Origin of the sequence: Pseudomonas extremaustralis (genome assembly GCF_900102035.1) — a bacterium.
Classification (GTDB): domain Bacteria; phylum Pseudomonadota; class Gammaproteobacteria; order Pseudomonadales; family Pseudomonadaceae; genus Aquipseudomonas; species Aquipseudomonas extremaustralis.
In genome coordinates this window covers 5,983,606-6,005,808 of the sequence record NZ_LT629689.1, presented here as the reverse complement: position 1 = coordinate 6,005,808, position 22,203 = coordinate 5,983,606, and the positions used below count along the sequence as shown (strand labels likewise).

The window sequence follows — 22,203 nt, the reverse complement described above, 5'->3', positions numbered from 1 at the left end:
GGGGCGCCGAGCAGAGATTTCGGCGCCCGCTCTCCACGAACAGTACTGGCTTACGGCACCCATGGTCCGAAGGACCTTGTGGTGCCGATCCTGGAGGACCCATGAGTCTGCCTGCCGCTTTCCTTGCTGACGTCATACAGCTGATCCCGAAAGATCGACGCTTTGACGATCCCCTTTCCACACTCGCATTCGGCACAGACGCCAGTTTTTACCGACTGATCCCACAGTTAGTGATCCGCGTGGAGTCGGAAGACGAAGTGGTCGCACTGCTGCAACTAGCCCAGCGGGACCACGTACCGGTGACGTTCCGCGCAGCCGGCACCAGCCTGTCCGGGCAAGCCATCAGTGATTCGGTGCTGATCGTATTGGGGGACAACTGGAACGGCCGCGAGATTCGCGGGCAAGGCACACAGATTCGCCTGCAACCGGGAGTGATCGGCGCTCAGGCCAACGCCTGGCTGGCACCGTTCGGACGCAAGATCGGGCCGGACCCCGCATCGATCAATGCCTGCAAGATCGGCGGCATCGTCGCCAACAATGCCAGCGGCATGTGCTGCGGCACGGCGCAGAACACCTACCACACCCTCGCAGGCATTCGCCTGGTGCTGGCCGACGGCAGCCGCCTCGACACCGAAGATGCGGCCAGCGTCGCAGCATTCCGCGAGAAACATGGTGCGCTGCTTGAACGCCTGGCGACCCTCGGCAGAGAGACGCGGGCAAACGCCGAATTGGCTGCGAAAATCCGTCACAAATACCGTCTGAAAAATACCACCGGCCTGTCACTTAACGCCCTGGTGGATTTCGATGAGCCGCTGGATATCCTGAGCCACTTATTGGTGGGCTCAGAAGGCACCCTGGGCTTTATCAGCGCGGTGACCTACGACACCGTGATTGACCACCCAAACAAGGCGTCGGCCTTGATTGTGTTCCCCGATGTCGAAACCTGCTGCAATGCAGTGACAGTGCTCAAAACCCAACCGGTCTCGGCCGTTGAGCTGCTGGATCGGCGCAGTATGCGTTCGGTACAGGACAAACCCGGCATGCCTTCTTTCGTACAGCACTTGTCGGAAAATGCCTGTGCACTGCTGATTGAATCCCGCGCGGCCTCGTCATCACTGCTGCATGAGCAATTGGCCCTGATCATGGCTTCCCTGGCTCGCTTCCCAGTGGAGAAACAAGTCGACTTCACCGAAGACCCGTTGGAAAACGCGCGCCTGTGGGCAATCCGCAAGGACACCTTCCCTGCCGTCGGCGCCGTGCGCAAAACCGGCACCACGGTGATCATCGAAGACGTGACGTTCCCGGTCGAGCAACTGGCGATCGGCGTGAACCGTTTGATTGAACTGTTCGACAAACACCACTACGACGAAGCGATCCTTTTCGGACATGCCTTAGAAGGCAATCTGCACTTCGTGTTCACTCAAGGCTTCAACAGTGCGGAAGAAGTCGCACGCTACCAAGCGTTCATGGACGACGTTGCGCAACTGGTGGCGGTCGAGTTCGGCGGTTCGCTGAAGGCCGAGCACGGCACTGGCCGCAACATGGCGCCTTTCGTCGAGCTGGAATGGGGCAGTGATGCCTATCAGCTGATGTGGCAACTCAAGCGCCTGCTGGACCCCAACGGCATCCTCAATCCCGATGTGGTGCTCAGCGAAGACCCGCAAATCCACCTCAAACACCTCAAACCCCTGCCCGCCGCCGACGAGCTTGTGGATAAGTGCATCGAGTGCGGATTCTGCGAGCCGGTATGTCCCTCCAAAGGATTGACCCTGAGCCCACGCCAACGCATCGTGATCTGGCGCGACATCCAGGCGAAGAAGCGCGCCGGCATAGACACCACCGAGCTGGAGGCTGCCTACCAGTACCAGGGCATCGACACATGCGCGGCCACTGGCCTCTGCGCTCAACGCTGCCCCGTGGGAATCAATACCGGCGACCTAGTGAAAAAGCTTCGCAGCCTGGATGCCGACCGTACGAAAACCGCCGAATGGCTTGCCACTCATTTCGCCACCGCAATGCAAGGCGCGCGTTTTACCCTGCATGTCGCCAATGGCGCACGCATGCTGCTGGGCGCCCCTCGCCTGACAAAACTCTCGGCCACCGTGACCAGACTGTCCAAAGGGCAGATCCCGCAGTGGACCGATGCCATGCCGCAGCCGGAAAAAGCCATCCGCTTCAGCCCGCCCGTGATCGATGAACGGCCCCGCGTCGTCTACCTGGCGGCCTGCGTCTCACGCGCCATGGGCCCGGCGGCCGGTGATAAAGAGCAGATGTCGCTGTACGACAAAACCCGCGGCCTGCTCGAAAAAGCCGGTTACCAAGTCGTATTCCCCGACAACCAGGATAGCCTGTGCTGTGGCCAGCCTTTCGCGTCCAAGGGCTATACCGAACAAGCCGAGCATAAACGCCAGGAACTGATCAGCGCGCTGCTCCATGCCAGTCGCGGCGGACTCGACCCCATCTACTGCGACACCAGCCCCTGCACCCTGCGCCTGGTACAAGACCTCGGCGACACGCGCCTGGACCTTTACGACCCTGTGCGTTTTATCCGCACACACCTGATGGACCGTCTCGACTTCACTCCGCAGGACGCGCCCATCGCCGTGCACGTGACCTGCAGCACCCAACACCTGGGGGAAAGCCAGGCACTGATCGACCTTGCCCGACGCTGCTCGAACACCGTGGTGATCCCGGAAGGTATCCACTGCTGTGGTTTTGCCGGCGACAAAGGCTTCACCACCCCGGAACTCAACGCCCACTCACTGCGTTCTCTCAAGGATGCGGTGCAATATTGCAGCGAAGGCATTTCCACCAGCCGCACCTGCGAGATCGGCCTGAGCCAGCATGGCGGCATCGATTACCATGGACTGGTGTACCTCGTGGACCGCGTCACCCAGGCCAGAGCGCATTGAACCCAGAAAAATAAACAGAACCCCTGCACGCCAGCGTAGTCATCTGCATAAGCCTCGACAAACGAGGCTCCACCGTGATGTCGCTGGCGGCCGTTCAACGCCAGAAGCGTCGAGCCCTGTTGTACAAGGAGATACCCTATGAAGCGTTCCGCTCTTGCTGGTTTGTTCATTACCGCTGCGATGCTGGCCTCCCCTACTTTCGCGGCGGGCGAGACCGATCTGTGCAAAATCAACCTGGACAAAATCAACAACGGCCAAGCCCTCCTCGCGACCGATACCAGCGGCAAACGAGGCGAGATCGATACAGCCGTCTCCCAAGCGAAAGCCGCTCACGCTGCCGGTGATGACAAGCGATGCATCGAAATCACCTCCAAGGCCCTGCAAGACCTGCAGAACAGTGACAAAGGCGGCAACCAGTAACCTGCCGTCATGCAACGCCAACCTTCGGGTTGGCCTTCCGTGAGCGTTTGGCGTACACTGCACAGGCTTGTCACTCACTATGAAACAACGAGTTACAAGCACGGGGCCGTTTAGGATTCGACGCCGGTCGCGAAACTTTAGGTGCATGCCGAGTTGGTAACAGAACTCGTAAATCCACTGTTGCAACTTTCTATAGTTGCCAATGACGAAACCTACGGGGAATACGCTCTCGCTGCGTAAGCAGCCTTAGCCCTTCCCTCCTGGTACCTTCGGGTCCAGCAATCATCAGGGGATGTCTGTAAACCCAAAGTGATTGTCATATAGAACAGAATCGCCGTGCAGTATGTTGTGGACGAATCGGCTAAAACTTACACAACTCGCCCAAAGCACCCTGCCCGTCGGGTCGCTGAGGGTTAACTTAATAGACACGGCTACGCATGTAGTACCGACAGCGGAGTACTGGCGGACGGGGGTTCAAATCCCCCCGGCTCCACCACTTCATCATCTAAAGACGTCCACGGACGTCTTTTTTTGTGCCTGAAATCCAGCAAATACAGGGGTTTAGAGTCCACGAGCGTCCACTAGCATCCGTGACCATCTACGATTTCGTGTATTCCAAGTGGTATTCCAAGCCCTCACCTGCTATTTTTTGGAATACATAAACAGCACTGGAATACACCATGGGGGCCCAAGCCACGCGCCTTTCGGACATAAAAGTCAAAGCCGCGAAGCCAAAGGAAAAGGACTACATACTCACCGACGGCAATGGCCTTCAGATGCGAGTGAGAATCAATGGCTCAAAGCTATGGAATTTCAACTACATCCAACCCGTGACCAAAAAGCGGATAAATATGGGATTGGGCACCTTTCCTGAGGTAAGCCTGGCTCAAGCACGCAAGAGAACGGTGGAAGCGAGAGAGCTCGTCGCCCAGGGGCTGGACCCTAAAGAGAAACGCGACGCCGAGCGGCACGCGAAAAAAGCAGCCACGGAACACACTTTCGAAAATATCTCGACAGCGTGGTTCGAACTCAAAAAGGATTCAGTCACCCCAACGTACGCCGAGGATATTTGGCGCTCTCTTACGCTGCATGTTTTCCCTGATCTGGCCACCACCCCAATATCTGCTATCACTGCCCCTAAAGTCATAAATTTGCTTCGCCCGCTAGAGACGAAGGGCAGCCTCGAAACCGTTAAACGTCTGACACAACGCCTTAATGAAATCATGACCTACGGCGTCAACTCAGGGTTGATTCACGCGAACCCGCTCAGTGGGATCCGCTCCGTCTTCAAAAAGCCAAAAAAGAAAAACATGGCGGCCCTTCCTCCCGACGAGCTGAAAGAGCTCATGGTGGCAATTGCCAACGCCAGCATAAAAAGAACTACGCGCTGCCTAATTGAGTGGCAACTTCACACCATGACTCGGCCAGCCGAGGCTGCCACTTCCCGCTGGGCTGATATCGACTTTGAAAAGAAGATCTGGACGATACCCGCGGAGCGCATGAAGAAACGTCGGATACACATCATTCCGCTCACTAATCAAGCTTTGGCACTCTTGGAAGCGATCAAGCCCTACAGTGGACATCGGGAGTACGTTTTCCCTGCAGACCGAGATCCTCGCACCCACTGCAACAGCCAGACCGCCAACATGGCACTGAAACGTATGGGTTTCGAGGGGCGCCTGGTAAGTCACGGCATGCGGTCAATGGCGAGCACCATCCTCAATGAACACGGTTGGGATCCCGAGTTAATCGAGGTTGCGCTAGCCCACGTCGATAAAGATGAGGTACGCAGCGCGTACAACCGCGCCGACTACATCGAGCGACGTCGCCCGATGATGGCCTGGTGGAGTGAGCACATCCAAGAGGCGGCCACTGGTAGCCTGTCGGTGGCAGCTATCAAAGAAAGCAGAGACAGAAAAGTCGTGTCAATACGCTGATCCACGGCTCAGTGGCGGAGAAAATCCAATGCTTCTCGGTCAGAGATAACGCCATTGAACCTGAGCCATCCGCCATTTCAGAAAACACCATGTTCTTCCGAAAGCATTATCTTAGAGAATGTATTAGTTTTGAAACTCCGGAGCCTATTGTTGACCTGTCAGATCCCTGACAGGTCAACATAGAGGTCGCACACTACTCGAATGAGAGTTTTCTCTTCAACTCATCACCGATCAAACTGATATTAAGTTCCTTGCCCGGATTGTTATTGCAGAAATCCGTCAACACCGAGATGTAGGCCGCGCCCAAACCTTTCGTCAGTGTGGCTGCCGTTGTTGCGGCAATAGTGCCGCCTACCGCACTTCCCACACCTGGAATCATCTTAAGCAAACCAGTCACCACCGCCCGCCCTAACAAGCTCGCCGCACTCGAACCCAGCGCCGATGCCACCAGGGTGGTCAGTGCACTGGTGCTGACTTCCATACCAAACGTAACGCCAATCTTGGCCAGCATCCCGGCCTGAATCGGCACCAACACGAACGAGTCTGAAAATGGAATCGGTGCGGCGCCGGCCGCCGCAGCCAGGCCGCTGGCGATCAGCACTTCCTTTTCAGCCTGCTCGATTTTTATTTTCATGGAAGATTGATGCCGCGAGCTCAATGCATTCGCGAATGCACGCTTTTTTGCTTCGGGGATCATCCTAGCTGACTCATAGATCAGCTCGTCAATGCCTTTGACCCCGAACTTGAGGACGTTGCCTTCGTCGTCCTCGATCTCCTGCGCTTCTGCGCGCACCCGTACTACAGCTGAAGCACCGGGCAACAGCTTTTTGACCTCAAGGTGAAAGTCAACGTCCTTGGCGAACATGCTTTTAGTGACAACCGCCACCACTGGAATGTGTTGATCGTTCAGTACACGGCAGAGGTCGATTTCCGCCTGTTCAATGCGATCACCGCCTTCCTGAATGCAAATCCATGCCGCATGGATGTGCTTGTTTTCATCGTGATGCTTCGCACGCTCTTCAAAGAAGTTCTCCAGATCCTTAAGAATGGTCGCGTAGTCTTTCAACTCCAGACCTTTGCTGTCGATGATCGTGATGGGATGACCTTCCTTAGTGATCTCTTCGATCTGCTGCGTCACCGGGGTGCCAGAGCCGGTCTTGGCTAACTGCCCACGGAACACCGTGTTGATCAGGGTGCTTTTGCCCACGCCCGTCTTGCCTGCGACAACGATATTGACCTTGCCGGAACCCCGCACGGCGTCACGAATTACATCATCAATCGCGTCCTGTTGCCGATCAGCTACTTCCACCATTACAGCCTCCTTAAATATTGAAATGATTAACACATCACATCGTTTGCAACTGCTTGCAGGCCGCTGCGTTTATTTCGACGAACGCATCCCACGTCATCGTCCGTTGATAATTCAGTTCGTATTGCCGATCCACGCGGCAGATATCCGGCCGGTTGGCGTAGATACGGCAGCGACCATCGGTTTCATCCAGATGCCTGCATACCCCGTCCCCCCGGTCCATCCCAGCTGTTTGCGGCAGCAGATGGACACGCTTACAGCATTGCATGCAGCGGTTGCAGGGGAATGCCTGGCGGTGTTCAGACATAGGTGTCCAGGGTGACCTGGCACTGCACCAGCAGTTCGCGATCTTCGCTGAGCTTGCGCTCCGTCTGGTTGAGGCTGCCGCGCAAGGCCTTGAGCTTGTCGTTGACCAGCGCAAAGTTGCTTTTGATGTTAGTGTCCACCACCTCGGTCAGTGCCCGCGAAAACTCCCAGGCGATGTCGTCGCCCAGGCTCGTGATCGCCTGGTCGCGCCGCTCGCGCGCCTGCTGCTCCTGGCGAGCCTGCTCTTCGAGGCGTTGCTGCTCCGGGTCGCCGGCAACAGCGTCATAAATCAATTTGCCGACCTGGTAGACGACACCGATGACAGGTAGCACCTTGCCGACCACCTGCTCCGCGACTTTGCCCATGGTTACCGGGCCAATGCCCTTGAATAGGGTGGGCAACCACTCCTTGCCCAACTTCATCGCCGTAACCACGTGCTCGGCCTTCAGGGCGCCGCCTGCCTGGCGCACACTTGCCTCCAACAAACTCATATCAATGGCCGAGCCTGTCTCTGCGCAGGGTTGATCCACTGAAACACCGGGGATGTTCAATGCACCTGTCGACGGCATGTCGGCGTGCTGCATACGGATCTGGCCAATCATATCTTCGAGCAGTTGCGCGGCATCCAGCGCCAGACGCTTGAGCTCATCGTCCAGCTCGCCACACACCTGTTCGTTGGCACGCCGGATAAGCTCGTCGATTTTGGCTTGGGCGCCCTCGGCGTCCTGGTGCATCGCCATCATCGCGCCCTTGGCCACGGCTGACGACTTGCCTTGTACCAAGGCTTTGAGCAGCGAGCGCAGGTCTATCTCACGCCGCGCGATTTGCGCGTAGAAAGCATCGATGCGAGCGCTGGAGGCCTGGTCGCGCTGCTGGTCCAGCAGCGCCAGCGTTTCACCCAGAAAACCGCTCAGTTCGGTGGCCACACCGGCAAGGATCTGACGCTGCTCTATCGAGGCGAAGAAGTGGTTGAGCTCACTCTCGAACTTGGGAAAGCCCGAGTTCTGCAGCAGGTTAGCCTTGCGCTCAAGTTTGGCCTTGAGCGCCGAGCGGGCGTTGACCTCCAGGATCGGAATGGCCTGCAACACGGACGCAAGCCCCCGCGCCTGAGCCATTTGCTGGAGGCGCTCGCGCAGTTGGTCCTTGATCCGCTCGGCTTCCAGCGGCTCCAGCGGGTTCTTGCGGTTCAACACCAGGAAGATCTGTTTGTTGCGTTCGACCAATTCCAGCAGCGCCGACAGTGTGGCTTCTTCTTCGACCACGCCCAGCGGGTTGACCACAAAGATCACCACGTCGGCGCCATACAGCTGCTCGCGTGTTACCTGCTGGTGGGCCTGCGGCGCATCGATACCCGGCGTATCGAGGATCTCAAAATCGCCCCAGCGGTAGCCCTGGATGCTGTAGGTCTCCGGCGTATCGGCAACCTGCGCTAGTTCAGCGCCCAGCAACGCATTGATCAATGTGCTTTTACCGGCGTTGTAAACACCGTAAACCATGATGGTCGCCGCGGCGCTGGCCTTTCTGGCCGCGACCATCTTGCGGATGGCCGGCACTGCCTGGGGGTTGTACACGGCGCACAGTTCGTCCACGTCATTGTAGAGCGACAGGACGTGGGACATCGGGGGCTGCTCAGTCATGGTTGTTGAGTCTCAACGAGGTAATCGAGTCGGTCATTCAAGCGGGCAATCTCGGTGACGAGTTCCTCGCAATAGCGTTGCATGCCGGCGCGCACGGGTTCGTACAGGCCCATGACATGTTCGGCCAGCAAGGCCGGCACGGCGTTGGCGTATGCGTCGAGGGCGGCCTGGCGCTGTTCTTCCAGGTTGTCGCCTACCACCACCTGATGCGTTTCAAAACGTGCCTTGGCACTGCGCCCAGCAAGGCTGGAAGCACTGCCGATGGATGCACCGATCAGCGCGCCTGGTATTCCGCCCACGAAAAACCCCAACGCGCCACCCAGCAGGCTCCCGCCCGTGGCCCAGGCCGTCTTGGTCCCTGACTCAGTGCCGACCTGATATTCCTTGGCCTGCGTGACTTCGCGGTATTCAGGCAAGGCGCTCAGGCGACTCGCGTCGAATGCCCGGCGCAAACCCGCTTGTTGCGTCTTACCGATATGCTTGAGTGCGTCATCCGCCCGCTCGCCCAGAACACGTGCCAATTGGTCACGCAGCTTGCCTTCAAGCTTGGCGCCGTAACCGGCATCGAACAGCTGGTTGACATAGCGGGACATCTGCGCGGCGCCGGCCAGGCCCAGGTTGCGCACCTCCTGCTCGATCGTCTTGCCCTGCTCGCGGATCTGTTGTTCGAAGCCGTTGACCAGGTCTGCCACCAGGACCAGATCCGCCGCCGTGTCCTTGATGGCGTTGCGCAGGTTTTTCATCGGCGTGGCCAGCTTCAGCTTCAGTGCATCGCTGTCACAGATGGCCTTGAGGGTCTGGAATAAATCGTCCACACCGCTGGACGCCAAGTCGTCCGGGTGGGTTTCAGCAAAGCGTGTCGACAGGGGTACGACGCGTGTGTATTTCAGCGCATTGTCGTCCAGCCTCAGCAACTCGTCGTTTACATAACCGACTTGTGCCTGCCGATCCCTGGCCGGCTTCATGATGATCTCGCACACCGGATTGCCGTCGTCATCCTCATCTTCATCAGTGGTATCGCTGCCAGTCAGCAACACCAACAACGACTTCTCGTCGGCGAGCAGCTCGCCGATCTCGCCCATGTCGGAGGCCCGGCCGGGTGCCTGGGAACTCATGGTGTAAAGGATCAAATCGGCGTGTTCGACATACTCGCGGGCCAGGTCACCATTGGCCCGGTTCACCGAATGCAATCCCGGCGAATCGACCCAGGTCAGGCCAGGCAAGCGAAAACCCTGGATCGAGCTGGTCGCTTCGGTGGCGCCTACGCGAAACTGCAAGTTGTGTTCGGCTTCTTTGTGCTTGTCGCCGCCCTCCACCGCCGTCTGCTCGGCGGAGAAGTACACCGGTTGAACCTTCGCCTGCGCCTTCAACTGAGCCGTAGGCTCGCTATGGCCCCAGGCGACGAAATTACCCAGCGAGCTCTTGCCGGACTTGACCTTGCCGTAGACGAATACCAGCAGCGAGTCGTTGACGTTCTCGCGAAACCGCGCCCCCTTAGCACGGGCCATGACTTGTTTTTGCCACACGGCGAACTGGTCCGCCAAACGCTCTGAAAGACCGTGCGCCAGGTCGTGCAGCGGGTTGTCCGTGCTGACGGAGCCAAGTAACGCCTCAGTGTGTTCGAGGTTGCTGGAGATAAACTCCTGGCGCAGCAAATTGAACGCACGATCCTTGTCTTGGATGTCACTTTTCTGCTGCTCAAACTGGGCCTGCAGTCGCTCGAATGCCCCCATCAATTCGTCGCGAGTTACGGCACTCATACCATTTTCTCCACGGTGTTTTTCAATTGCTGCAGACGCTTGATTCGCGCTGCTGACTGCCGGAGTTGCGCCTGGGCCTGCTGCTCCAACGACTGAGTGGTCAGCGGCGCGGTCAGGGCTTCAAGCACATTGAGCTGCACCAAAAAGCGCTTGGATTTCACAGCCGAGAACGCCGAGTCGGCGCGCAGAATGTTCTTCATCGCATCGCCATAAGCAGAGCCCGAAGATTGCGTACTGGCGACGGCCTGCTCCAGCTGAGTTGCCGTCTTTGCCGGAGCCATTGTCTTCACAGGCTGACCCAGGGTTTGGGCGGCGCTATTGAGCTGCGCTTTCAACTGCTCGCGGCGATCTTTTTCCAGGTTCGAGATCCGATCCTTCAAGCCTTGCTGCTCTCGTTCATGCTTGGCGGCACGTTCCTGCTTGCGGCGCTCGGCATCACCAGAGCTTGAAGAGCTGGATGAGCTCGAAGACGGGCTGTCATCAGATACCGCCTTAACGATCGCTGTCACGGCGGCCACCGCAGCGGCACCAATCAACCAGGGTAGAGGCATTGCAAGTCTCCTTGACTTAAAGGCTGTTCAACTTTTCGCGGGCAGTGCGGATCTCGGCGGTCTTGGCCGAAAAACTGCTTTGAACGCTGCTCATCAGTTCGATAAAGGCGGTGGCTGTGCGGGCGTAGGGCGCGCAGAGTTTCTGGATCTGTACTTGCTCTTGCTCGATGGCCTGGTCGAGCGCTGCGCTCAATTCCTCACGGCGCTCCACCAGGCGCTGCTGGCGAGCCGCCGCGAGTGACGGGGCCATCTCGCTCGACATTTGGTCAAGGTGCAGGGCCAGGCCAGGAATGCCGCTCTTGGCCTGCATCCCTTCGCGGCTCAACTCGACACCGCGCTGATAACGGCGGCTGGAGACTTCAAAGCACGTCGGCTGGAACCCCAGGCAACGCAGCACCTGGCCTTCAATGCGCTCACGCACCTGCGCCATCGCACCGTCCTGATCCAGGTCCAGTAGACTGAACACGAACACCAGCCGCTGTTCGAGGGCATCGCCGTGGACGTCTCGCAGTTTGAGCAGCAGGTTGACTTGTTCCTCGTCCAGCTCCCCAGGAGGTGCGTGAACGAACAGCACGATATCGGCGATTTCGAGCCCTTCCATGGCCTGTCGGCTGTCGCTCTGGTCGATACCCAGGCCCGGTGTATCGACCAGCACATAGTGCTCAAGCTCAAGCTGCTGGTTGATACGGGTGGTGCGCACTGCACCGGTGGCAAAATACTCCTGTTGTATATGGCCGCTCAGCATATTGAGCAAAGAGCTTTTGCCAGCCTTGACCACCCCCCAGGCAGCGATGCGCGGCTTGAGTGACGCGCCCTCGATGTGTTGCTGCTGGAGACGTTTGCACTCGACCTCAAGCGCGTCGATGTAAAGTTCTGCTTGATCCATAAACCTGAAACTCCTTGGTGCGCCATCTTCCAACGACAGCGCGCTGTGCGGCTGAGGTGTATTAAGATACCGACAAATAATGCCACATTGCCATGATCCACCGTAGCCATGTTGTTCTTGTCTGCTGCCACGCGGCTCAAAGTCCCCGACGTGCCATGAACTCTGCTGCAGTGGCCTCAAGCCAGCCTGCAGCGCGCATTTTCAAGGCGGTGCCGCCGCACTTTGGGCAGATGGCGAACCAGTCGCCGGGCATCAATGCATCGCTGCGTGGTGCAATGGTTTTCTTCCAGTTGCAGTCTTCACACACAAATGTGAAGGGTCTGGGTTTTATCGGCATGAATGCCTTCTCCTGAATGGCGATGCTGTGGATTATTCTGCGAGCGGGATCAGCGCTTGCAGCAGCTCCAGCTTTCGCTGCAGCTGCGCGACGTGCTCTCGCTCAGCCCGCAATGCCGAACGCAACTCGCGGTTTTCCGATTCCCAGATCTGCGCCCAACGCAAATCCTTCTGATAATGCGCAACCATTTTCCAAAGCTCGCTCAACTTCAAACACTGCTGTGCCAGCACCAGGAGGATGACGCCCATCACCACCAGTGCACCCGTCGAAACCACGTCCGGCATACTCATGCTCAAGTCCTTTCATGTCTTCGATGTATTCCGAAGACAGACACACGATATGTAGTGATTTACGACAGGTCTAGAATGTAGACTTATACAGGTAAAGTATTCAAACACATGGAGCGGGTATGAAACGCAAGCAATCCATCGAACAAGTGCGCTGGGATCTGGCACTTCGCTATCGTTTGATCGAGACCGTCGCCTGGTGGGAAGGCCGCCTGACGACGGGACACCTGATGCAGAGCTTCGGCATCAGCCGCCAGCAAGCTTCGAAAGACATCAACACTTACATTAATGAACATGCGCCCCGAAACTTGACATATGACAAGCAACGCAAAGGCTACGTCCCGAGCAAGCAGTTCAAACCGCAGTTCATTGATGACAGTGCCAGTGCCTACCTGCATCTGCTTTACCAGAACAATGAACGTGCGCCGCACATCGAAGGGCTGGCGCTAGCGTACGCTCACACCAAGGTTCTCGAAGTGCCCGACCGGCCTATTCGGCCAGAAATCCTGCGGCCCTTGCTCGCGGCTTGTCGCGACGGTTTGCGCCTGGAAACCGAATACGTTTCGCTCAACACGCCGAACGTGGAAATCCGTCTGATTGCCCCTCATACCCTGGTCTACACCGGAATGCGCTGGCATGTGCGCGCTTTCTGCGAGAAGAACCGCCAGTACCGCGATTTTGTATTGAGCCGTCTGCGGGGCGAGCCGGATCTGCTCGACGAGTCGCAGAACACACGCGACCTGGATGATGATTGGAACACCGAAGTGCCAATCATCTTCACCCCCGATGGCCGCTTGAACGCCGCGCAGCAAGCAATCATTGAAACCGACTTCGGCATGACAGATGGCCAACTGGTGGTCGCCAGTCGCAAGGCACTGGTGAAGTACGTATTGCGCCGCTATCAGATCGACCCAAGAAACCAGGCTACCAACCCGGAGGCCCAGCAGATCGTGGTCAGCAATATCAAGGAGCTGAGGCCGTGGCTCATGCATGATTAAGACCCATTTCCCGCCAGAGGCGCAGCGCACGGATGCAGTTGTCGATTTCAGCCGTGAGTAACTGTTGCGCCAGCGCATGATGGCTGTTGAGCAGGGTAATATTTCGTGCGGTATTGCCCTCGCGGTTCTTCGCGCTCAGGTCGAGGCCATACTTCGCGTAATAAGCGATGAAGTACCGGGCAGCTTTCAAGTGACCGTTGATCAGCAGCCAATGCAGCGGCGTGTTCCCCAGCCCATCACGATCATTGAGGCTCCCGTCTAGCCGGTGACGCGTTTGCAAGGTCTGACATTGCCATATCGGGCAGGCAGGTGGATGTACTTGTCGTGGTATGACGCGAAGAGTGCAATGGAGCCCAGCGAAAGGCGAAAGCACACCCCTCCGGCGATCAGATGGCCTTTCAGCGCCAATACTTATGACTAGTTGATATTACCCATACATCACGCCATGCTCTGCGCTTCGTGAGCCAGAGTAAGGAAGCGAACGTTGCCCACGCATTCGACCCGCAGAACCATCTCCCGCCAATGGGAAATGCTCAAACTGCTACCCAATCGTGCCCCCGGCTTGACCTCCGCCGAACTGCACCAGCAATTGGAAGAAGCCGGCCATCGCACGACAAAACGCACGGTTGAGCGAGACCTCAACGAGCTGTCGAGCCTGTTTCCACTGCACTGCAACGATAAAGGCACACCCTATGGTTGGTATTGGCAACCCGGTCGATCCATTGACCTGCCTGGCATTACAGTGGGAGAGGCATTAACCCTAAGTCTGGTGGAAGACAGCATTCGTCCTTTGGTACCCGGACTGATGCTCAAAAGCCTAGAGCCTCGTTTCAGCCAAGCGCGACAGAAGCTCAAGGCACTGAGTGAGGAAAGTGCTTCGGCGCGCTGAGTGAGGAAAGTGCTTCGGCGCGCTGGATCGATAAGGTAGCCAGCGTACAACCTACGTTGAATCTAATTGCTCCAGACATCAAGGCAGAGCATTTAGACCTGCTTCAGCGAGCGTTGCTGGAAGACCTGCAGTTGCTCTGCCTCTATCAGTCGGCGAACAAAAACCGCGTCCATGAGCTGACGCTCAACCCACTGGCATTGGTACAACGCGGGCAAATCACCTATCTGGTGGCCTGCGCCGATACATTTGACGATGTGCGACTTTATGCCGTCCATCGCTTCGAAACAGTCACGATAAAGGGGCAACCTAGCCGGCGTCCTGTGGACTTTGACCTGCCAGATTACATTCAGAGTGGTGCCATGCAGTTTGGTATTTCCCAAGCGATCCAATTGCGTGCCTGGGTCGACCCTGCCCTCTCCAAGCGCCTGCGTGAGACGCCGTTATCAGAGGATATGACTCTGATAGTTGAGCCTGAGGGCGCTCGCTTGTCCGCTACGGTCAACGATAGCTGGGAGTTGAAATGGTGGCTGCTGTCACAGGCCGGTGCCATCCGTGTCGATGAGCCAACGACTTTGCGCCAGGCCTTGATCGACTGTCAGCGCCAAAGTCTGGCCCTGCATGACACTCCGATCTGACCAATATTTCTCCACCTGTCTTAACGAGCCAGCCCTCATGGATTACCAGACCCTTAAGGCGCGTCACCGCCTTGAACGCGACAATCACCACGTCAATCTGACCCTCCGTGTACACCGTTCCTTGAGCTGGTTGCAGCGGGCCGAGCAGGCAGACGACGCCGACGGCCGTTTCGTTTTCTTATGGATTGCCTTCAACGCGGCCTATGCGACTGACATCGACGAGAACTACCGGCTGTCCGAGCAGGAAACCTTCCGCACCTTTCTTCGCAAGCTGTGCGTCTTGGACCACGAGCGGCAGATTGAGAAGTTGGTGTGGTCTGAATTTTCTGGAAGCATTCGCGTGCTGTTGGACAATCAGTACGTTTTTCAGAGTTTCTGGGATTACCAGAATGGCAAGATCACCGAACAGCAATGGACCGACCGCTTTGCTGATGGCCGACGCAGAGCCCAGGCGGCTCTGGCGCAACGGGATACCGCTGAAGTGCTCGCCGTGCTGTTCAATCGAATCTACACCTTGCGCAACCAAATAATGCATGGCGGCGCCACGTGGGACAGCAGCATCAACCGACCCCAGTTGCGTGACTGCAGCAGTCTGCTCGGCAAGCTGGTCCCGTTGATCATCGAGTTGATGCTCAATAATCCCGACACGCTCTGGGGAGATGCCTGCTACCCGGTGATCCAGCTCTGACTTCTGCATCCAGTATCGCAATTGCCACATTCAGCGATTGAGGGGACCAATAGGTTCCCGTTTAACGTGTTTTGCAACAAGGAAATTTGCAATGAACAAGATGTTTGTCAGCCCATGGCTATTGGTTTCTCCCGAAGGCCCAATTACCTGCGCCCTTGATGAGCCGGGCCTGGTCCATATGCGTCAAGGTGATGCCGATGGCGCGTGCGGACCCTATGCACTGATGATGGGCTTAATCACTCTGGGTGCGCTGAAGCGGGATCATATTGCCTACATGGGTGACTGGGATGGGCGCAGTCGCGAAGGCCGATTCCGTAACGCACTACGAGAGCATGGCGCACTGGTTTCCCGCGGCACGACCACCAAGGACCTGATTGGCTTGGCTGGGCATTTTCGTGGTGAAGGAATCCTGCCTGAGCTGATTAATGGCAATAAGAAAGAACTCGTGGAAGCTGTACAGGATGCAATCAAAAGCGACGCTGTCGCCCTGATCTGCGTCAGCTGGTCGAAACTGGAAGGCCACTGGTTGATGGTAGTGGGGCATCAGGGCTATGAGGATAACGGTGTCTACCAACCCACTCACCTGCTGTGCTTGGACCCGCTCAGCGAAGCACCCAAGGCATCACTGTGGAATGCGGTCATCGCCGTTTATGACGAAGAAGGAAAAGCCGTGCGTGGCGGCACCTACTCTTGCGATCATTGGGGCATGGACGGCCAGGTATCACCCTGCAAGCTGGAGCAGTTGTTGACGCTCTGCCTGGAGAGCTAATGCACACTGCCCAAGCCTTTGGCCTCGAGAATCATGCGGTCAAGCAGTGCGAGCATGTCGTCGATATCAATTTCCTGGAACCGGCCATTCGCCTCCTGATCAAGGATCATGGTGGCTAATTCCTCGCTGTACTCGACCACTGCCTCAACTTCAATCTCCGTGGATGATAGGTGATCCGCGTGACTGTCAGTTTCATCGTTACGCATCGCGAACCTCGCACCGAGATGGGACTTCAGTTGAACGGTTGCAACAGCTTGGCCTTGAAGATCTCCAGCCCCGTCGCAGGCCGGACATCCAGGTCGACGTGCTGGCATGAAGGGCAAGCCGAAAACCAATCTTTGCCCTCACGCAGCGCATCGCTGGGTGGCACCGTTGTTTTATGCCAGTGGCATTGAGGGCAAGTGAATGTGAAGGGATGGGGAGGCCAGGGCATGGAGATAACCTGTTAGTCTTAAATTTAATGGAGTAGTGGACGCCGTACTGCGTCAGGCCGAATCACCGGCGCGTTTTTCCAGCTCCTGTTTCATCTCGTTGTATTCACGGAAGAACTCATAGCCCTTTTTTACAACGACGATGACGCCAATAACTGCGAACAGATTTTTCATGCTACGGCCCCATATGGTGACTGATTCAAGCGGTTAGGATCGGTATAAACCATTTGCCCTGCTGATGAGGCGAGCATGAAGGAACACCGCGACAAGACGCGTCGTGATCGGATGATCCTTCGGCGTTTTACTGACTACTGCACCCTGCGCGCACTAATCCTGTAAGAGCCCATTCACCAAGCGATAAGCCTCAGGTAATGCCATCTTCCCGCCTTCCACCGCCTCAATCAGCCGGAGCGCCTTATCTACACTAATGACGTCTTTCTCGATCACCTCTCGAAGTGACGAAATAAATCCGGACTTATCCAAAAGCGTGACAGTTCCCATGCGCTCCTTAGCCTCCAACTCAGTCAAGCGCTCCTGATAAACCAGCAATAACTCCTGCTTGCGACCCTCTGACATCGCACCGCCGCGAATCCAGCGCGAGACTCCGTAGGTTAGAACGCCACCGGCTGCGGCAGCGCCTAGTGCCCAGCCAAGTGGCGTCGCCGCTACGGCAGTGACACCAACCCAACCGGCGGCTGTGGTGAGTACCGGAATACTGGTCGCACCCGCTATACCTGCCAAAGTGCCTGCCGCGGCAGCACCGAGGCCTATACCGAGCGTGCTGATGCCCACGTCCCCCAGGATTCGTACACGATCGTGAGGCGAGCGTTCAATCTCATCGATGACCTTGAGTAGCTGCTTTTTGCTGACCTTCGGTGACCGACTCATGATGTTTTCGCCGAGACAAACTCAGCCATGATGATCTGGAACGTCTCAATGAACAGATCAAAGTACGTCCGGGCCATTTCGATCAGGTGCTGCGGAAGCTCCTCTAGGCTCACCACTTTGCCGTTCCCGTCAGGATGCTTGTCGCGTTGATGACCGGTGGCCGCGACCGTCACGCCAAGCAGTGCCCCCAAGGGCGCCAATAGCGAACCGAGCAACGGCATCGCAGCGATCAGCGAAGCGATAGCGGCACCCAATACGGTGCCAATGGCCAGGTTCTTATGCGCAGTGATGAAGTCGCGCAACTTCATTACGATCAGCTTGCCGATGGAGACAACCTTGTTACCGATGCGCTGAGTCACGTTGACCAGCTCTTTGACTCGTACGGCGATTTCGGGCGACAGACCGCATTCGCGCAACCAGATATAAAGATCGCTGCTGGCCATGGAATCACTTTCAGCTTGCATGAGTGCAAGCTCCAACTCGGCTTGCGCCTTTGTAATTATTGTTGTCATTGCGCTTCCTTTTTGAGCGTTACGTAAGTTTCAGTTCAGTGGCAAAGGAGTTGCGGCCCTAGGAAGCTCCCCTGATTCTGAATCTGAGCGGCCCCTTGCAAAGGGTTTTAACACCGCTTGCAATCCGTTGTGTTCAACGCTCAGCACCGCGACGCCAACCCCATTGGCTTTCTGGTACGTCATCGTCTCCAACAAGGGAGCACCTCCTGCACGAGGCACCAGCAATATTGATAAATCCGGCTTGCGGCCCTTCCAGCGCAAGCAGTCCCGGTACAAATGCGCAGACACCATACCCTCCAGCACCCACTTGCGCTCAACCCGGTACTTGGCGTCCATCACAAGGAACGAGCTCCCCGCCGGGCTTTCCACGGTGACAACAATGTCGGGGTAACGCGCCCCGGAAATGCTGGAAAATCCGTGACTAGCTGGCTGGTCGAACGCTGGGCAGTGTACCTGCAGCCAGACATCGACCTGTGTATCGATACCTCGCCCGGTACAACGTATGTAGTCCAGGCTCGTGCCGGGCCAACGATCACGCCACTGCAGGCCGGGATAGATCGACTTCATCATGGCCACCACCTGGAGGTAGCACCAACGCTCGTATATCTCCCATGTCGGGCTGATCCATAAGCGCTCTCCCTCGCTACTGCCGTCAATACCAGGACGCAACACGTACCATCCATGACGATAGGCCCGAGCGTAAGCAGGATGAGCGGAAACCGCGTTGAGCCCGGCAGCGGAAATTCGAGGCTGGCGCAGAGAGCAGAACGGCTCCCTGCGTTGAATTCTACGAAGGTCACTCTGCAAGCCTTCGAGGAACTCAATCCGCCGTCCAAGCCGAGGAGTCAACGCGGAGCGAGCCCCCGTATCGCCCTCCCCATCAATGATCTTTTGCAAGGCGGCAATGACGTAACGGCTGCGTCGCAGGGTTTCGCCAAGGACAACAGCCAACGCCTGATTGGCCGGATTATCAAGGTCCTCGAACACAGTGGGCACATCAAAGTGCAAAACCTCACCGCTGGTATTGGCCTGTTCGAGGTTATAGAGCAACGCCGTCGCCGCAGGGTCTTGCAAGGCACGACGCAAAGTCTGGCGATCAATACGACGCATTTGGTGCGCTGGCCGTAATGTGCGCTCTCGGTGCAACCGTGTAAGCGGCTTGCGCAAGACCTCGGTAAACGCCGATAGCAACGCCGGACCATAACGTTTCAGCCGTGCATATTGCAGGTGCGGGTTGCTGGTTCGTCCCTCACGACCCACCTCCAATTGGGCGTACTCATTGCCCAACAGCAACCGTGTATCGAAGGCAAGGAGTTCGTCGAGCATCGCGGCAAACGAAGTCTCGCCGAGCTTGTTTTGATCTGGAGCCACATCAAAGTGGTAGGTCGCCAAGACTTTGCCGCCGGTATCAACCAACTCAGCGATGACTTTGCCCGCATAAAAACCCGGCTCCCATCGCCACGCGTCAAATGCCTCATGGCGCGAGGCCTCCAACGGCTCATCATCAACAAACAAGCGCGACTCGGGGACAATCTCGAAATAATAAGTGCCGCGCTCCATGAACCCCGAAGCCAACGCTTCGGGGTTGACCGTGAACGTGCTGCCTTGTTTATCGATGCATCGGATAATCGCCATGTTTCAGCGCCAGAACCGGGCGGAACCCAGAGAGCGCAAATCATCCTGCAATTCGGCGACTTTGGCTGCCGAGTCCGCCAGCCTCATATCCCGCAACAAGGTGCTGGTGTCCGCGAAGGCGGCCTGGACCCGCGGCGTGTCTTCACCGCGAAGTTTGGGCAGGACTTTGGCATAGATGGCTTGATCCAATGCTGTATCGAAGTCAATCACACCACCGCGTTCGGCTTGCTCGATATAGCCGATAACATCATGGATCGTCCGCCAGCCAAAATGCAGGCGTGCCGGGCGCAAGGCCTTGACCAACCCTTTGAGCGTGTCGCGCACTCTAACAACTTGTTCCTCGGCCAACGCGCTGGTTTTCCAGCCAGGGAACGCTTCAACATCGATATCCCAGAACTCGATCACTGCCGCCCGATCGAGCACCTTGTCGCTCAGACCATGTGTCGTTTCATCCATATTGACGGTGCCGATGATCACCAGATTGCTCGGGTACATGATGGTCGCCGGCACACCGCTGATATCATTGTCCTGAGCATGGAGCTCAATGTGATCACCTGTCTCCATGGCAGAAAGCAGCGGCGCCAAATATTGCTCCGGGTGCGACAGGTTCATTTCGTCCAGCACAACCGTGTATGGACGCTCGGAGTCGGCACTGGCTCTCAGCAGGAAATCGACGAATGCCGTGTGTACGTAGCTCTCGCTATTCAATGGATTGACGTAACCCAGCAGGCAAGAGGGATCATGCCAACCAGGCTGCACGGGAACCGTCAGCAGTCCCTCAGCGGGGTGGGTTTGCCCCTCGTGCAACGCAAGCGCGTACCCCCGCGCCAGTACCGTCTTACCGGCACCGCTGAGCCCGGTGAGCACCGCGAAGTGACGGCGCTGATGACTCCACAGTCCGGCATCAAGGCGGGCAACCAGGCTGATCGGAAAGGCGATATCTTCCGGGAAACTACGCAGGATGGTTTCCAGCGAGGGGCGCTCGAATGGCGCTGCCTCTTCACTGGATGGCACTACGCTGGCTGCAACGCTCCCCGCCTCCGGAGCAAGCGATTGGGGTTCCCAGTAGATTTGCGCTGCCCAGGTTTCGCCAAGCTCGGTCAAGTGCTGCAGTTTGTCTGCTCTGGTTTCGACCAGTTGCAGGGCACGCAGCCAAAAGGTCAGGCTGGTCAATGCTCGGTCGCTGGTCCACCCGGGGTTCACCTTTCTCAACGCCTCATTCATCGCACTGACGGACATTGGGCCGCTGCGCAATGCAAAGAGCATATGATCAACACCGAGTACCCGAGTCAGCAGCCAGTCCGATACTTCATCAGGCTCGCCTGTCTCCAGCAGACCCTCACCTCGCGGTGTCAGATGGATCTCCTCGCCTTGAGCCCGCAGCACGCCCCATTCGGCAATGAGTGAGTTGAGTTGCGTTCGGATGCTTGAGGTCGCGTGACTTGGGTTGATCGAGCGCATGTGCTCCACCAGGTCCTCTCGTTTGCACCCCTCTTTGGCGAACTCAATGATCGCCCGGATGGTCGCGATACCACCACCAATGGCTAGCATGCCGCGGCGTCGGCGCTCAGCAGGTAAAGGATTTAGACGCTCCTGGCCCGTGCTGGGGTCAGCGATTTCCGTGGCTTCGGCTTCCTGCTCCTGGACGAATTTCATATAGAGCAGCCAAGGTAGGGTCATACGCTCCAGCGACGGTGTTGATAGCCCTTCTTCCCGATTACCCAAAACATCGTTCAAGCGTTCAAGTACGCCCTGGTGCAGAGAAAGATCACGCTCCGAACCTCCGACGCCTATCAACGACGCCAAAGTACGCAATTTAGGATAGTGAGCGAGTGTGGTCAGTTCTGTTGGGCACAACGCGGCGAAGAGACGATACTTTTTGAGCCGAGGGTTACGCCGCACAGCGGGTGGCGCGACGAGTTGATTCAACTCGCGCCAGCCTTCCTTGAGCACCTGATCATGAAGGTGAGCGTCAACAGTTTTTAGCGATGCCCGAAGATTCCAAAGGCATTCGGCGACTCTAGGATCGGCAATCACCTCTGACACATTGACCGTGCCCATGCCCGTTGTAGTAATAACCTCACTTTCCCACAGCAGCTCTTGAAACGCTGGACTACAAAACTCCTCCTGATCAGCGTCTTGTACCTTACGAAGGAACTCCGACAGCTTTTTCAGCCAGTTCTGATACCAGGGCAGTTCGCGATTGTGAGCCAATACCGCCTCGCAGGCTGCCTTCAGATTTGTGCTGTCCCTCAGATCTACCGCCACCAATCATGCCCCTTATTGTCTTGTTGGGCGACCGCGCCCATATAGCGTCTCTGCTAATTATTTACATGCGGAGTTACACCGCCTCCTAGGAGAATCCAGCCTCTGACACTGGTTCCTGGCCCATCACCTTTCAGGCAAACGATTAACA

Annotated in this window: 22 protein-coding genes and 1 other RNA gene; 10 read left to right on the top strand and 13 right to left on the bottom strand. The window is 57.1% G+C overall.

Annotated features, from left to right (window positions below; all coding sequences use genetic code 11):
• Positions 1-101: 101 nt before the first annotated feature.
• From BLR63_RS27655 to BLR63_RS27640, 4 genes are all read left to right on the top strand, one after another.
• Entirely contained in the window at positions 102-2,912 is a 2,811-nt protein-coding gene (locus BLR63_RS27655; protein WP_078833613.1) for an FAD-binding and (Fe-S)-binding domain-containing protein, read from the top strand.
• A 138-nt stretch (positions 2,913-3,050) separates the two neighbouring features.
• Positions 3,051-3,332, top strand: coding sequence for a hypothetical protein (locus tag BLR63_RS27650; protein WP_010562654.1), 282 nt, complete (start codon positions 3,051-3,053; stop codon positions 3,330-3,332).
• Positions 3,333-3,434: 102 nt separating this feature from the next.
• Positions 3,435-3,828, top strand: a transfer-messenger RNA (tmRNA) gene (gene ssrA, locus BLR63_RS27645).
• A 184-nt stretch (positions 3,829-4,012) separates the two neighbouring features.
• Positions 4,013-5,269 carry an integrase domain-containing protein gene (locus BLR63_RS27640; protein ID WP_010562653.1) on the top strand — a complete coding sequence of 419 codons (1,257 nt, stop codon included), beginning with the start codon at positions 4,013-4,015 and terminating at the stop codon, positions 5,267-5,269.
• Positions 5,270-5,462: 193 nt separating this feature from the next.
• Here the strand turns inward: BLR63_RS27640 and BLR63_RS27635 are convergent, their stop codons facing one another.
• Genes BLR63_RS27635 through BLR63_RS27610 form a run of 6 tightly spaced genes read right to left on the bottom strand, consistent with a single transcriptional unit; the run spans position 5,463 to position 11,718 of the window.
• Positions 5,463-6,581 (bottom strand): GTPase, encoded by a 1,119-nt coding sequence (locus tag BLR63_RS27635; RefSeq protein WP_010562652.1) that lies wholly within the window; start codon positions 6,579-6,581, stop codon positions 5,463-5,465.
• 34 nt (positions 6,582-6,615) lie between these two features.
• Positions 6,616-6,885, bottom strand: coding sequence for a YkgJ family cysteine cluster protein (locus BLR63_RS27630; protein ID WP_010562651.1), 270 nt, complete (start codon positions 6,883-6,885; stop codon positions 6,616-6,618).
• Entirely contained in the window at positions 6,878-8,521 is a 1,644-nt protein-coding gene (locus BLR63_RS27625; RefSeq protein ID WP_130926018.1) for a dynamin family protein, read from the bottom strand. Before BLR63_RS27625 ends, BLR63_RS27630 begins: the two co-directional genes overlap by 8 nt.
• Positions 8,518-10,281 carry a dynamin family protein gene (locus BLR63_RS27620; RefSeq protein WP_010562649.1) on the bottom strand — a complete coding sequence of 588 codons (1,764 nt, stop codon included), beginning with the start codon at positions 10,279-10,281 and terminating at the stop codon, positions 8,518-8,520. Before BLR63_RS27620 ends, BLR63_RS27625 begins: the two co-directional genes overlap by 4 nt.
• Entirely contained in the window at positions 10,278-10,832 is a 555-nt protein-coding gene (locus tag BLR63_RS27615) for a hypothetical protein (RefSeq protein WP_010562648.1), read from the bottom strand. Before BLR63_RS27615 ends, BLR63_RS27620 begins: the two co-directional genes overlap by 4 nt.
• Positions 10,833-10,848: 16 nt before the next feature.
• The gene (locus tag BLR63_RS27610) at positions 10,849-11,718 is read right to left on the bottom strand and encodes a GTPase (RefSeq protein WP_010562647.1); all 870 of its coding nucleotides are present in this window, start codon (positions 11,716-11,718) and stop codon (positions 10,849-10,851) included.
• A gap of 155 nt (positions 11,719-11,873) precedes the next feature.
• Between BLR63_RS27610 and BLR63_RS32505 the strand changes: the two genes are divergently transcribed.
• Positions 11,874-12,071 (top strand): hypothetical protein, encoded by a 198-nt coding sequence (locus tag BLR63_RS32505; RefSeq protein ID WP_156791913.1) that lies wholly within the window; start codon positions 11,874-11,876, stop codon positions 12,069-12,071.
• A gap of 16 nt (positions 12,072-12,087) precedes the next feature.
• Here BLR63_RS32505 and BLR63_RS27600 read toward each other — a convergent pair whose 3' ends face one another.
• On the bottom strand, positions 12,088-12,345 hold the full coding sequence (locus BLR63_RS27600; protein WP_010562646.1) for a hypothetical protein: 258 nt from the start codon (positions 12,343-12,345) through the stop codon (positions 12,088-12,090).
• A gap of 119 nt (positions 12,346-12,464) precedes the next feature.
• Here BLR63_RS27600 and BLR63_RS27595 point away from each other — a divergent pair, with 119 nt between their 5' ends.
• On the top strand, positions 12,465-13,340 hold the full coding sequence (locus tag BLR63_RS27595) for a WYL domain-containing protein (protein ID WP_010562645.1): 876 nt from the start codon (positions 12,465-12,467) through the stop codon (positions 13,338-13,340).
• On the opposite strand, the gene BLR63_RS27590 is transcribed toward BLR63_RS27595, so the two are convergent.
• Complete coding sequence (locus BLR63_RS27590; RefSeq protein WP_010562644.1) at positions 13,327-13,620, bottom strand: ankyrin repeat domain-containing protein; 294 nt, start codon at positions 13,618-13,620, stop codon at positions 13,327-13,329. The genes BLR63_RS27595 and BLR63_RS27590 overlap by 14 nt on opposite strands.
• A gap of 204 nt (positions 13,621-13,824) precedes the next feature.
• Between BLR63_RS27590 and BLR63_RS32245 the strand changes: the two genes are divergently transcribed.
• The 4 genes from BLR63_RS32245 (at position 13,825) to BLR63_RS27575 (ending at position 16,321) form a co-directional block, all read left to right on the top strand.
• A complete protein-coding gene (locus tag BLR63_RS32245) occupies positions 13,825-14,229 on the top strand; it encodes a helix-turn-helix transcriptional regulator (protein WP_308700944.1) in 405 nt (134 codons plus the stop codon).
• A 56-nt stretch (positions 14,230-14,285) separates the two neighbouring features.
• Complete coding sequence (locus tag BLR63_RS32240) at positions 14,286-14,864, top strand: WYL domain-containing protein (protein ID WP_308700943.1); 579 nt, start codon at positions 14,286-14,288, stop codon at positions 14,862-14,864.
• A 37-nt stretch (positions 14,865-14,901) separates the two neighbouring features.
• Positions 14,902-15,552: a HEPN domain-containing protein gene (locus BLR63_RS27580; RefSeq protein ID WP_010562643.1), complete on the top strand. Its 651-nt coding sequence runs from the start codon at positions 14,902-14,904 to the stop codon at positions 15,550-15,552.
• A 91-nt stretch (positions 15,553-15,643) separates the two neighbouring features.
• Positions 15,644-16,321: a hypothetical protein gene (locus BLR63_RS27575; RefSeq protein WP_010562642.1), complete on the top strand. Its 678-nt coding sequence runs from the start codon at positions 15,644-15,646 to the stop codon at positions 16,319-16,321.
• Here the strand turns inward: BLR63_RS27575 and BLR63_RS27570 are convergent.
• The 5 genes from BLR63_RS27570 to BLR63_RS27545 form a co-directional block, all read right to left on the bottom strand.
• Positions 16,318-16,527 carry a hypothetical protein gene (locus tag BLR63_RS27570; protein WP_010562641.1) on the bottom strand — a complete coding sequence of 70 codons (210 nt, stop codon included), beginning with the start codon at positions 16,525-16,527 and terminating at the stop codon, positions 16,318-16,320. The genes BLR63_RS27575 and BLR63_RS27570 overlap by 4 nt on opposite strands.
• Positions 16,528-17,079: 552 nt before the next feature.
• The gene (locus tag BLR63_RS27560) at positions 17,080-17,640 is read right to left on the bottom strand and encodes a hypothetical protein (protein WP_010562639.1); all 561 of its coding nucleotides are present in this window, start codon (positions 17,638-17,640) and stop codon (positions 17,080-17,082) included.
• Positions 17,637-18,152, bottom strand: coding sequence for a hypothetical protein (locus BLR63_RS27555; RefSeq protein WP_042946322.1), 516 nt, complete (start codon positions 18,150-18,152; stop codon positions 17,637-17,639). The genes BLR63_RS27560 and BLR63_RS27555 overlap by 4 nt, the downstream gene beginning before the upstream one ends.
• Before the next feature lie 30 nt (positions 18,153-18,182).
• The gene (locus BLR63_RS27550; RefSeq protein ID WP_010562637.1) at positions 18,183-19,787 is read right to left on the bottom strand and encodes a DUF2357 domain-containing protein; all 1,605 of its coding nucleotides are present in this window, start codon (positions 19,785-19,787) and stop codon (positions 18,183-18,185) included.
• 3 nt (positions 19,788-19,790) lie between these two features.
• Positions 19,791-22,058: an McrB family protein gene (locus BLR63_RS27545; protein ID WP_170245501.1), complete on the bottom strand. Its 2,268-nt coding sequence runs from the start codon at positions 22,056-22,058 to the stop codon at positions 19,791-19,793.
• Positions 22,059-22,203 lie beyond the last annotated feature (145 nt).